The organism is Pedobacter sp. AK013 (assembly GCF_014205835.1).
In the GTDB taxonomy this organism is placed as follows: domain Bacteria; phylum Bacteroidota; class Bacteroidia; order Sphingobacteriales; family Sphingobacteriaceae; genus Pedobacter.
Window position 1 is genome coordinate 259,679 of sequence record NZ_JACHCQ010000001.1, and the last position, 12,569, is coordinate 272,247.

9 protein-coding genes are annotated in these 12,569 nt (G+C 40.0%); all 9 read right to left on the reverse strand.

Annotated features, from left to right (window positions below):
* Positions 1-84: 84 nt before the first annotated feature.
* Positions 85-1,113 (reverse strand): cyclopropane-fatty-acyl-phospholipid synthase family protein, encoded by a 1,029-nt coding sequence (locus tag HDC90_RS01060; RefSeq protein ID WP_184462973.1) that lies wholly within the window; start codon positions 1,111-1,113, stop codon positions 85-87.
* Between the two features lie 147 nt (positions 1,114-1,260).
* Positions 1,261-2,061 carry a DUF1295 domain-containing protein gene (locus HDC90_RS01065; RefSeq protein ID WP_184462975.1) on the reverse strand — a complete coding sequence of 267 codons (801 nt, stop codon included), beginning with the start codon at positions 2,059-2,061 and terminating at the stop codon, positions 1,261-1,263.
* Between the two features lie 88 nt (positions 2,062-2,149).
* Positions 2,150-2,485: a DUF1475 family protein gene (locus HDC90_RS01070; protein WP_184462977.1), complete on the reverse strand. Its 336-nt coding sequence runs from the start codon at positions 2,483-2,485 to the stop codon at positions 2,150-2,152.
* A 165-nt stretch (positions 2,486-2,650) separates the two neighbouring features.
* Entirely contained in the window at positions 2,651-2,782 is a 132-nt protein-coding gene (locus HDC90_RS25435) for a hypothetical protein (RefSeq protein WP_255497433.1), read from the reverse strand.
* 177 nt (positions 2,783-2,959) lie between these two features.
* Positions 2,960-3,688, reverse strand: a complete 729-nt coding sequence (locus tag HDC90_RS01075) for an acyl-CoA desaturase (protein WP_184462979.1) — start codon at positions 3,686-3,688, stop codon at positions 2,960-2,962.
* Positions 3,689-3,827: 139 nt separating this feature from the next.
* A complete protein-coding gene (locus HDC90_RS01080; protein ID WP_184462981.1) occupies positions 3,828-4,325 on the reverse strand; it encodes a phosphoheptose isomerase in 498 nt (165 codons plus the stop codon).
* Between the two features lie 337 nt (positions 4,326-4,662).
* A complete protein-coding gene (locus HDC90_RS01085) occupies positions 4,663-6,219 on the reverse strand; it encodes a RagB/SusD family nutrient uptake outer membrane protein (protein WP_184462983.1) in 1,557 nt (518 codons plus the stop codon).
* 26 nt (positions 6,220-6,245) lie between these two features.
* Entirely contained in the window at positions 6,246-9,446 is a 3,201-nt protein-coding gene (locus HDC90_RS01090) for a TonB-dependent receptor (protein WP_184462985.1), read from the reverse strand.
* Between the two features lie 832 nt (positions 9,447-10,278).
* Positions 10,279-12,555, reverse strand: a complete 2,277-nt coding sequence (gene katG / locus HDC90_RS01095; RefSeq protein WP_184462987.1) for a catalase/peroxidase HPI — start codon at positions 12,553-12,555, stop codon at positions 10,279-10,281.
* Positions 12,556-12,569: the final 14 nt, after the last annotated feature.

Sequence of the window (12,569 nt, forward strand, 5' to 3'; positions counted from 1 at the left end):
ATAGATTTGAATTAACCGTTATTCTGAATTCATTTCAGCATCTCTAAGAAGATCCTGAATCAAGTTCAAGGATGATGTACTGAGTTAAGCCTTTTTAAACAAGTAATGGCATACCATCCATTCGTTTCCTTTATTGTAATTGAACAGTTCAGCGCACGACATGTAAAATAACCTCCAGTACACCCACCATTTCACCGCCTGATCTTTACCATAGGTAGTTTCTAAAATAGGCATGATTTCCTTTTTATGCTTATCCATATTGCTTAGCCAGGCTTCAGATGTTTTACCATAGTTAGTTCCATTTACCACCCAATGTTTATCAATTTTGAGGTCGTCGTTAAAGTAAAAAAACAGGTGGTTGGATGGCATGATCCCACCTGTAAAAAAGTACTTGCTCATCCAGTCGGTTTCATCAATCACTTCAAACTTGTATGCCAGGGTTTTGTGTGTAAAAATGTGCACGAATAACTTCCCATCCGGTTTCATAAAAGAAGCAACCTTGTTGAGTAAAAATTTATAGTTGCGCATGTGCTCAAACATTTCTACAGAAACCACCCTGTCAAATGTATCTGCAATGGTAAACGTATTCATATCGGCGGTTAAAACCGTCAGGTTCTGGATTCCACGCTGCTTCGCAGTTTCATCGATAAAGATTTTTTGCGTTGCAGAGTTAGATACCACGGTAAAAGTACTTTCCGGGTATTTAGCTGCCATGTAAAGCGAAAGCGACCCCCAGCCACAGCCCAGCTCTAAAACATTCTGCCCGTTTTGTAAATCGGCTCTTTTACAGGTTAAAGCCAGCATATCTTCTTCTGAGGTATCGATATCTTTAACACCGGGTTTCCAATAACCACTGCTATATTTTAAATTTTTGCCTAAACAGTACTGAAAAAATTCGGTCGGCAGTTCATAATGCTGTTCATTGGCATCGGCGGTATTTACCGCAATCGGCGATTGCTTTAGCTCAGCTACCAGGTCCATAAATTTTTCCTGCTGTAATTCTTCATTGCCCAGTGTTTCATCATCCAGGCGCTGTTTGCATAGTTTTCTGATGCCTATACGCAAGGCCGTATCCGGAAGTTTGTCGTTTTCTAAAAGTTTATCGTACCACATATAGTTTGAATTTGATGGTCGGAAGTCCGAAATCGGAGGTCCGGTGTTGTTCTATACGCAAAATGCTTAAGAGCAGATTGATTATTTTTGATTTTACAGTGTTATATTAGCAGCCAAACCTCGGTCTTTCGGATCTCTGACTTCGGACTATTTTTTCTTAGACCACGGAAAAAAGGCACTCGTTGTTTCCTGGTATCTTTTATAAGCTATAGGCTTGCTCCGCAGGTTTTGCTCTTCGTTGTTGGGTACACCGGTAACTCTGGTTAATAGATACAAAATAACTGCCGGACTGATTATAGCTAGAATACCCCATGGCGATGCCAGCGCAAAAACGAAATAGCCCATCCAGGTTAGCCATTCAAAAAAATAGTTAGGGTGACGGCTGTAATACCATAATCCGGTATCGCACACTTTACCCTTATTGCCAGGATCTTTTTTAAACGCCGCAAGCTGCCTGTCGGCAATCATTTCTCCGAAAAAAGCAATTACCCAAACCAGTACACCTGCAAATTCTAAAATAGAAATACCCTGCGATTGATTTGCGGTAATGATAAAAAATGGAATAGCTAGAATGACATTGGATATGGCCTGAAACTGAAAAAACACAAAGAAATTGCGGTCGGCTTTTTTGCCCCATTCTTTACGCAGTTGCTCATACCTTCCCTCTTCTTCATCTAAATGGCCGATAACACGTTGCCAAAGATGAATGCCCAAGCGTAACTCTGCCAATAAAAACATACCGCAGATCAAAATTTTTCGTGGATCATAACCATCAGATAAAAAAAAGGTAATGATTGTAATTACAGGAAAATTCAGCGCCCAGAAAACATCAACCACACCTGCGTTTTTAATTTTCTTTGCCCAAAGCCAAACCAGGGCCATAATAGCGCAGCAAGTAATAAGCGAAATGAGTGCAATGACTAGTAGATGTCCTGTTTGGAGCGGCATAAGGTTTAAGATAAAAGGTTTAAGGCCCAAAAGCCAAAATCAGCTTTGCTATAAATAAACTCCTTGTAAGACCCCTATACCTTAAATCCTACTCCTCACGCCTTACAAGTAATTCTTTAACACCTTCGCCATCTTTTAGTTTGAATAAGTATACTAAAACATAAGCTAAGGTTGCTATACTACCTAAACATACGAACAAAATGGTGATAGAGATTTTAAGAATAATGCTTTTTTCCTTATAAAACATCCACAGCGTGATAATGAAAATGTTAGCGTAAAAATCCCAGAGCGTAGCGCGCATCCAGGGAATGCTACCCAGAAAATTCCATTGTTCGAAAAGGTTGCTTTCTAAGGAAGTGTTAATTACTTTGTAACACATAAAAACCAATAGTGCAGAGAAAACAATTTTAAGGAGGTTGATCATCGGGTGATTTTATTTTTAAAACAGATGGGAATATATACGTTAAGATAGGCAAAAAGGATTTTATGGTAAAACCCCGGCCTTTACCCTTCGACTCCGCTCAGGGTAACAAAGCGCGGAATATACTCTACGTGTTTCAGGTTTCCCTGGCAAAAAACAAATTCGTTTTTATCTGAAAAGCAGGGTTCTGTTCATTACGGCTACCACAGTCCTGCCATTCACTTCAATCTTTTTGAGGTGCGGTTGTGCTGATAGGCAGGTATCTGTTTCATCAGTCGTGGATACTTCGTACTTCAGCATGGCAATATATGTTAGGTACTGCCAACAAAAAGGATTTTTGCTGCTACAGGGTTTAGTTAACACAGAATAGTGTAGAAAAGAAATTTGTGAATAGCGGTCTGTGGTGACACAGACCATGGGATAAATCTCAATATTCGCAACAGCATGACGGGCTTAGCTTTAAGCTTTAGTCTTCCCTTAAACCTTTCTAATTTTGATAATCTTCATCCAGTGTAATACCTTCATTACCGGGTAGGTTGGATCAAATTCCCACCATTTGGTGGCAAAGTTAGGGCTATTTGGTTTTTTGTGGTGGTTGTTCTGAAAAAGCTCGCCCATCAACAAGAAATCCCAAGGTAATGAGTTTTTGCTATGATCATCATTATCGTGGTTAGCATAGCCATATTTATGGCCACACCAGTTTACTATTGCCCCATGTAAAGGTCCCATTAAAAAGTGAATTGGCAACAATAAATACATCCACCAGTGGTTGGCAAAAGCAACATAAAAGCCGATATAAAACAGCCCGCATGCAATTCTCCAAGTCCATGAATTTCCAATCTTATCAACAATCGGCCATTCGGGGTAATTCCCCTGGAAAGCTGGTTCTGGCTGTATTTTAAATTGCAGATAATTCATGTACATATTCTTTGTTGCAATCATCATCCCAAAAACATCCTTAAAAAAATGCGGTGAGTGCGGATCTTTTTCTGTGTCGCTATAAGCATGGTGCATCCGGTGCAAAATGGCATAAGCCCTCGGGTTTAAAAATGATGAACCTTGCGAGATTAGCAATATCAGATAGAAAAACCGCTCCCAAAAAAGCTCCATTTTAAACATCTTATGTGAAGAGTAACGGTGGAGGAAAAAGGTTTGGCTAAACAGGGATAAAAACCAATGACAAATAAAAAAAATGAAGATTACCATGTATGATGTGTATGCTTTATAAACGGATTTTGAAAGCGTTTAGTTTTTTTAGCGTAGGAAAAGACGCTTAATTTTTAAGCGTTTAGATAAAAAGAATCCTGTTCCGATGTGGAACAGGATTCCATATATTAAGTGTCTATTATCTACCGAAATCGTCCTGAACGCGAACAATATCGCTTTCATCTGATGGGTTAGAAGCATCAGTATGTTGCCATATTTCTGCTACAACTCCCCAGTCATCTAAACCTATCAAACGGTGACGTTCACCTTGTTGTAATTTGATCTGGTCTTTCGGAGCGTATTTTTTCACTTCACCTTCTTCATCAGTTTGGCTGGTTTTGATACCAACGGTACCATTAACCACTTGCCAAATTTCAGCTCTGCGGTGGTGATATTGCCACGAAAGGCGTGTATTTGGTGCAACGATTAAAATTTTTGGACTTAATTTACCGCCAATTTTAAGGTCTTCAACATTTAATCCATCAAAATAAGTATCGGCAAATTGTTGCGCCTGCGACTCATCTATTACAAAGAAACCACCCCAAGGACGGGTTTCATCACGGTTTACTACATTAAAACCTTCAATTTTTAAACGTTGTGCTACGCTTTCGAATATTTCTTTTTTGTCGTTTGTCATTGATAAAATATGAGTTTTTCTAATGATTATCGAGGTTCACAGGCATTAATTAATCTCCTGTATGGTTCTATAATTTGCTGCAAAAATAAGCCTAATAAATTAAAAAAGCCATTTCGTGACTTTTATTTTTTTAAACTCATTTTTCGAATCGATTTAAAGAGGAGGTAGCGCAGCGAAAGACCTCCAAGATTACTATTCACTAACAGATTCTTCATTGCATTTAGAATGGCAGGTAGAAGCACACAAAAAACAAAAACGGGCAACCAAATAAGGTACCCGTTTTTTTTTTGCTAAAACATTATTTAAGGCAGGTATAATACCAACCATTAAATACCTATTAATAACCTGGGTTTGGAGTTAGGTTAGGATTGTTCTTGATTTCTGAAGTAGGAATAGGAAACAATAAATGTTTGGTTTGCAAAGGCTGGTTTACACTTTTATTAATATGGCCAACAAAATTATCAAAACCATTGGTGCTTTCATTATACACTTTACGCAATCTTACCATATCGAACCAGATAATACCTTCGTAACACAGCTCATGCCAGCGTTCTCTCCATACAGCTTCTTCAAACTGTGTTTGGCTCAAGCCTGCAAGATCAGCCAATTGAGCTCTTTTCCGCACAGTATTTACAGCCGTATAGGCAGCAATATTCGGACTTCCGTCTGCTCTGTTCTGTGCTTCGGCATAAATTAACAGGGTTTCCGCATAACGGATCTGTGGGATATTCAGATCACTCCTACTGGTACCTTCTACCCCTAGTGTTCCATTGGCAACCACATCGAAGTGTTTGAAAACATAAGGCTTACCACGGTTAATCAATGGCATTTTAAATCCATCGGTATAATAATCGGTAAAGAAATAACCTTCCCTGTTTTTAGCCCTTAAATCTCCTGCCTCATAAGAACCATAAAAACTCGAAGTTGGGATAGAAGTTCCAATCCCGTCAATTTTAGAAACCAAGGGTTGGTGCAATGGTAAGTAGGATGATTGCAGAGGGTTACCAGAACCGGCAGCATCATTGTACTGGATTCCGAATAAATGCTCCATTTTATTATCGTTCTTTGCATCGTGCAGGGCCCCGTAACTTGAAAATAATCCAAGTGATGCAGGATTTCCTGTTGAATAATCGATTACTTCTTTGGCCTTATCAGCAGCTAATTTATAATAAGCTGCTCCTTTGTTAAGGGGTTGCCCTGCCATGGTTAAATATACTTTTGCCAGTTCAGTTTTAATTGCCGCTGTAGAAACTCGTCCGCTTGCATCCATAAAAGGCAAACCCGCTGCTTCTGCAGCAACCAGATCATCAACAATCTGTTTATAAACCTGTTCTTGCGGTGTACGGGAAGGAGAAAAATTGGGATCATTTGGGCTTGTAATCGGTTTTGTAATCAAAGGTACATCGCCCCACAAACGTACCAGGTAAAAATAGGCCCAGGCCCTAATAAAAGCAGCCTCTCCCAAAATTCTTTTTTTCTGTGCATTATCCATCGGGTTAATTCCTGGAACTTTATCCAATACCAGGTTGGTTTGCGCAATTACTTTATAAAATCCGTTCCAGGTTTGGTTAACATGAAGATTTGTTCCATCATAAATTAGTGCATACAAATTGTTCAGATCAGAATTTTGTGCCGTTTCGGTAGATTGTATGCCTGTTGGGGCATCAAACATCTGCCAGTTGTTGGAATAAATACCAGCACCGTTGCCAATAAATCTAATCTCTGCATAAACAGCAGCAATACCTGCTTCTGCATGTTCTGGTAAGGTATAAAAGCTATTGGGCGAAAGATTGGTAGGATCTGTTTCATCTAAAAACTTCTTACATCCCGAATTCCCTATTATAGCACCGCTTAGTAACAACAAAGCGGCGATATTTTTTATGTTTATTTTCATTTTGATATCCTTTCTTTAGTTAATGTTTATAATCCAATGTTTAAACCCACCATGAAAGTTGTAGGCTTTGGATAATCGAAAAATGTTTGACCCTGTGCAAATGCATTTCCATAAGTGGTTACCTCAGGATCGTTGCCAGTATACTTGGTGGCCAGGAAGAAATTCTGAACAGATGCATAAACACGGAGTTTGCTTAAGCGCAATTTTTCGACAAGTGTTTTATCAAAAGTATAGCCCAGTAAAAGGTTTTTTCCACGGATGAAAGAGCCGTCTTCCAACCAGTGCGTATCCACATTGGTTACATATCCGGCAGATTGATCCCTGATTGCAGCAATCGGCGTATTTTGGTTCTGGGGAGTCCAGGCATTTAATACGCTGGCAAAGCTATTGGCCTGTACCTGTCTGTCTTCACCTGAGTGGTGGGTCATATTCAATACATCATTACCATATGAATATTGAAGCTCTACAATCAACTCTAAGTTTTTATAGCGAAATGAGTTACCAAATGATCCCCAACCTTTTGGTGTTCCGTTACCAATAATCTGACGGTCGGCATCTGTAATGGCATGGTCGCCGTTTACATCTAAATATTTGATATCGCCCGGAAGCAAAGTTTTACCACCGCGGTAACTTACATATTTAGCTGCTTCTGCTCTTTCGGCCTCACTCCAGGTTCCTAAACGCACCAGGCCCCAGAATGCCCCTACAGGCTCTCCAACTCTGATAATACCTGTTTGATTGGTGAAATTTGGATTACCCACGCCAAAAATATCATCAGGTGTGGCCAAAGAAAGTACTTTATTGCGGTTAAGGGAGATATTAAAGCTGGTTTTCCAGGTAAAATTGTCGGTTTGTACGTTTACCGTATTGATGCCTAAATCTAAACCTTTGTTCTGCATAGATCCTATATTTTTTCTGATCACTGCATATCCTGTGGTACGTGGCACTGGTGCATCCAGTAACATATCGGTTGTTTTTCGATAATAAAGATCGGCCTCTAAATTAATGCGGTTGTTAAATAAGCCAAGTTCTAAACCCGCATCAACCTGTGCTGTTTTTTCCCAAACCAGATCTGGATTGGCCAATCTGCCTATGCCAATACCTGTTACCTTACTATCATTAATAATGGCCGAGTTATTAACCAATGTAGCTAACGACTGGTAAGCGGGAAGTTCTGAATTACCACTTAAACCATAACTGGTTCTTAGTTTTAAATTAGAGATGGTTTTGTTTCCTTTAAGAAAATCTTCATCTGAGGCTTTCCAGGCCAATGCTGCCGAGGGGAAAAAGGCAAACTTATGATTTTCTCCAAATTTGGATGATCCATCTACCCTACCTGTAAAAGTAACCAGGTATTTGTCTTTAAAGGCATAGTTTAATCTTCCAAAATAAGAGTTAAAAGCCGATCTGTTACGGCTAGAGCCCACCGTAATCGATTTACTTCCGGAGCCCATATTATTGTTTCCATAAAAATCCGTTACAAAATTCTCGGCATGGCTGGTATTGCTAAAAAAATTGGTCGCCTGCCATGAAATACCCAATAACGCATTAATGGCATGCGATTCGGCAAAACGTTTGTTATAGGTTAAATAGTTTTCCAATGACCAAAAAGTTTCCCTATCATTGGTTACATTGGCTGTTCCATTCTGCCCGTCAGAAATACCGTACAATTGTTTGGCGTTGTACTCGTTAATGTTGCGGCTCACAATATTGGCTCCTAACTGGGTGCGGAATTCTAAATCTTTACTAAAGCTAATGGTAGAATAAATACTCCCTAAAGCAGTTTGGGTAACCATTCCATATTTTTGGTCAGTTAAGATATGCACCGGATTGGAGCCTCCTTCTGCCCATGGAATCAGTTTATTATCGCCCCACTTGCCATCTGCCAGTTTAATGGGCAGAAAAGGGAATGCTTCGGTAATCATGCGGACTGAATTTAAGCCGCCTGTTCCCTGATCAACAATGTTTTCGTTCTGGTTATTGTAACTCAGATTACCGCCGACCTTTAACCACGGTTTAATTTTGCTGTCGAAATTAAATCTGCCCGAATAACGTTTTAGATAAGAGTTTAGCAAAAGGCCTTCATCATCGCGATAGCCTGCAAAAACGCCATAAGTGCTATTTTCGTTTCCACCTGTAAAACCCAGCTGATGATTTTGCGAGAGTTTATTCTGTGTAGATTCTTTCAACCAATCGGTGTTATATAATGGGTTTCCATTGCCATCAAAAAATTGTGGTAAGGCAATCCTTGCAGCTTTAGGAACAGGGGTTGAAGCATAATTACCTGCGGCCCAACCTACGGGATCGTACACCTTGATGTTATCATAAGCCAGATCCTGCACCTTAACATACTCAAAGGCATCAAGCATCTTAACATGGTGGGCGGCCAGCGTATTTACACCAAAATCTGCATCATAAGTGATGCGCTGAGCATTTGCTGTTCCTTTTTTAGTCGTAATTAAAATTACGCCATTTGCACCCCTTGCACCATATATGGCTGTAGAAGATGCATCCTTTAACACCTCTACTGAAGCGATATCACTTGGATTAATGTAATCGATAGCGTTACTGTTCTGTGTTTGCGATCCCACTGGCAAAGCCACGCCATCTACCACATAAAGAGGATTGTTACTCGTGTTGATGGAACTAAATCCCCTGATTTTGATGTTTGTCTGTCCGCCAGGTCTACCTGAGTTGGTGTTTACCTGTACACCAGAAATACGGCCAGCGAGTGCCTGATTTAGTGATGAAGCCGGACGTTCCTGAAGTTCGCTGGCTTTTACCACACCAACAGAACCAGTAAGGTCTGTCTTTTTCACCGATCCATAACCAATTACCACTACCTCATCTAACTTATTGGCTTCGGCAGGTATCATTTTAACGCTAATGTTAGCTTCGTTACCTACTGTAATATCTTTATTTTGATAACCCACATAAGAAAAACGGATCACATCATTCGGGTTCGCTTCGATACTGAACTTACCAGCTTCATCAGTTACAGCTGTTTTACCTGAAGAAATGTTTTTGACGCCAACGCCTGGAATCGGCATGTTTTTTTCGTCTAATACGGTTCCTGTAATTACTTTTCTGTTTTGAATATGCACTAGAGGCATATTTGGCCCGGAAAACCCCTCGGATTTTTCAGCAACCAGATTCATCGAAAAAGCAGGGCTGTTGAGCAAAAAAAGCACAGAAAGCCCCGAAATCTTTAATAGATTGATTTTCATCGGTTTTAGGTTTAGAAATGGTTAGTTAATAATATATAATTCAGCTGCTAGCAGCTAAAACGTTTTATCAATTATTCAATAAAAAACAATTGAAAGCAAATCATCATTTTTAATCAGAAGGGCTTTGAGTTAAAAGCAATTGTGTGCTGGGAGATCGCATTTTTAAATGGATTAAAAACTACACACAAATAAACTACACAGACATATACTGCCCGGCAGGGCGTAAATATACCTAAGCTCATCATCATATTCGGTTGTTGATAAATCGATTTATCAATTCAATATTAAATATTTTATCACAAAATCAAGAATATTATTTTGATAATTAGAAACACGTTATCGTATAAATCCGATTACAGTATGATTACTTTTACAGGTGCTATTTTTTTTGAATAAATGTTTCATGTAAATCAGAAAATGGCTTGATCCAAATTCATTATGCCTCACCTACTTAAGTCTATTTTTAAGAATTAGATAAAAAATTTTAGTTTTTTTTCAAAAGAAAGCTCACCAGGTTTCCTATAGATAACATTGATTAGTATAGTTATTATCCATTTTGCATAATGAGCTATTGCCATATATAAACGAGAAAGCCCCATATTGCTATGAGGCCAATTATTTTGTTTTATTAGCATCCACCAATAAAACTAAACCAAACAAACTAATGAGTAAATAAGACAAATAAGTTTGAGAATTGTTTTAACAAATAAAAAAATATTGATTTTTTTATTATTTGGGGGATAGAAAGTAAATAGATACTGCTTAAGCTACCATTTTACAGAAAAGGCACCGAAATTTTCCAGTACCTTTTTGTTTTGCGTTGTATTTCTGATTATTTCAAATCAAAACGGTCTGCATTCATTACTTTATTCCAGGTAGCCACAAAGTCTTTTACAAATTTACCTTGCGCATCAGAACTTGCGTACACCTCTGCAATTGCCCTCAATTCGGAATTAGAACCAAATACAAGATCGGCACGGGTTGCTGTCCATTTTGGCTGACCAGTTGAGCGGCTGCTTCCGATATATAGTTCTTTATCTTCTGCAACAGCTTTCCATGCGGTTTCCATATCCAATAAATTAATAAAGAAATCGTTGGTAAGCTGACCCGGTTTTGTAGTTAAGATACCGTTTTTAGAACCGTCGAAATTGGTATCCAGTGCACGTAAACCACCAACCAACACCGTTAATTCTGGTGCTGTTAAAGTAAGCAACTGGGCTTTATCGATCAGGAATTCTTCTGTAGGAACTGTAGATTTAGATTTACGGTAATTACGGAAACCATCTGCAAGTGGTTCTAAATAACCAAAAGATTCTACATCGGTTTGTGCTTGCGATGCATCCATTCTGCCTGGCGTAAAAGGAACAGTAACCGAATGTCCGGCAGCAGCGGCCGCTTTTTCTACTGCAGCAGCACCTGCCAGTACAATTAAATCGGCTAAGGAAACTTTTTTACCATCAATTTGTGCAGCATTAAATTCATTTTGAATCCCCTCTAATACACCCAATACTTTTTGCAATTGTGGCGGATTGTTAACGGCCCAGTCTTTTTGTGGTGCCAAACGGATCCGTGCGCCATTGGCACCACCACGCTTATCGGAACCACGGAAGGTAGAGGCGGAAGCCCAAGCGGTAGAAACCAGTTCAGATACACTCAATCCTGAAGCCAATATTTTTGCCTTTAATGCAGCAACATCACTTTCGTTAATTAATACATGATTAACCGCAGGTATCGGATCTTGCCAAAGCAATTCTTCCTGAGGCACATCTGGTCCCAGGTAACGCGCTACGGGGCCCATATCGCGGTGGGTTAGTTTAAACCATGCTCTTGCAAACGCATCAGCAAACTGATCTGGATTTTCTAAGAAACGTCTTGATATTTTTTCGTACGCAGGGTCGAATCTTAAAGAAAGATCGGTAGTCAACATCGTTGGCAGGTGTTTTTTTGATCCATCAAATGCATCAGGAATAATAGCTTCCGCATTGACCGCTTTCCACTGATGTGCGCCGGCAGGGCTTTTCGATAATTCCCATTCAAATCCAAAAAGGTTTTCGAAAAAATTATTGCTCCATTGCGTTGGTGTGGTGGTCCAGATTACTTCTAATCCACTGGTAATCGCATCAGCACCTTTACCAGAACCATAACTGTTGTTCCATCCTAAACCCTGGCTTTCTATACCAGCGGCTTCAGGCTCTTTGCCTACATGATCTGCCGAAGCAGCACCATGGGTTTTACCAAAGGTATGTCCACCGGCAATTAATGCCACCGTTTCTTCATCATTCATAGCCATGCGGCCAAAAGTATCGCGGATATCTTTAGCGGCAAGAATCGGGTCTGGGTTTCCATCCGGCCCCTCTGGGTTTACATATATTAATCCCATCTGCACAGCAGCAAGAGGTTTTTCTAAATTACGCGAATGTACATCGCCGTCTGCATTATCGTCTGTAACCACCACGCCATGTGCTTTTTCTGCTCCATCAGAGCCGTGTGCATAGCGAAGATCGCCACCCAACCAGGTTGTTTCCGAACCCCAATATACCGATTCGTCGGCTTCCCAAACATCCTCGCGCCCACCAGCAAAGCCAAATGTTTTAAACCCCATCGATTCTAAGGCAACGTTACCGGTTAAGATCATTAAATCTGCCCACGAAATTTTGCGCCCGTATTTTTGTTTAATTGGCCAAAGTAATCTACGGGCTTTATCAAGGCTCACGTTATCTGGCCAGCTATTAAGTGGCGCAAAACGTTGTAACCCTGCTCCAGCACCACCACGGCCATCGCCCACCCTGTAGGTTCCGGCGCTGTGCCATGCCATGCGGATAAACAAGCCTCCGTAGTGACCGAAATCTGCCGGCCACCAATCTTGCGAATCAGTCATCAGTGCATGAAGATCTGCTTTTAGCGCTGCCAAATCTAAACTTTTAAAAGCTTCAGCGTAACTGAATTCACCATCCATTGGGTTAGATAAGTTAGAATGCTGACGTAAAATACTCAACTTTAACTGCTTTGGCCACCAATCGCCATTTCTGGTGCCACCACCAGCTACATTACTCTTCATGCTGCCATTATGAAACGGACATTTGCTGATATCATTCGATTCTTTTTCCATATGTATAATATTTG

What these genes read in the sequence shown, in the direction of transcription:
- HDC90_RS01090 (WP_184462985.1), bottom strand. Translation starts at nt 9,446, where the DNA reads ATGAAAATCAATCTATTAAAGATTTCGGGGCTTTCTGTGCTTTTTTTG.
- HDC90_RS01060 (WP_184462973.1), bottom strand. Translation starts at nt 1,113, where the DNA reads ATGTGGTACGATAAACTTTTAGAAAACGACAAACTTCCGGATACGGCC.
- katG (WP_184462987.1), bottom strand. Translation starts at nt 12,555, where the DNA reads ATGGAAAAAGAATCGAATGATATCAGCAAATGTCCGTTTCATAATGGC.
- HDC90_RS01085 (WP_184462983.1), bottom strand. Translation starts at nt 6,219, where the DNA reads ATGAAAATAAACATAAAAAATATCGCCGCTTTGTTGTTACTAAGCGGT.
- HDC90_RS01080 (WP_184462981.1), bottom strand. Translation starts at nt 4,325, where the DNA reads ATGACAAACGACAAAAAAGAAATATTCGAAAGCGTAGCACAACGTTTA.
- HDC90_RS01075 (WP_184462979.1), bottom strand. Translation starts at nt 3,688, where the DNA reads ATGGTAATCTTCATTTTTTTTATTTGTCATTGGTTTTTATCCCTGTTT.
- HDC90_RS01070 (WP_184462977.1), bottom strand. Translation starts at nt 2,485, where the DNA reads ATGATCAACCTCCTTAAAATTGTTTTCTCTGCACTATTGGTTTTTATG.
- HDC90_RS25435 (WP_255497433.1), bottom strand. Translation starts at nt 2,782, where the DNA reads ATGCTGAAGTACGAAGTATCCACGACTGATGAAACAGATACCTGCCTA.
- HDC90_RS01065 (WP_184462975.1), bottom strand. Translation starts at nt 2,061, where the DNA reads ATGCCGCTCCAAACAGGACATCTACTAGTCATTGCACTCATTTCGCTT.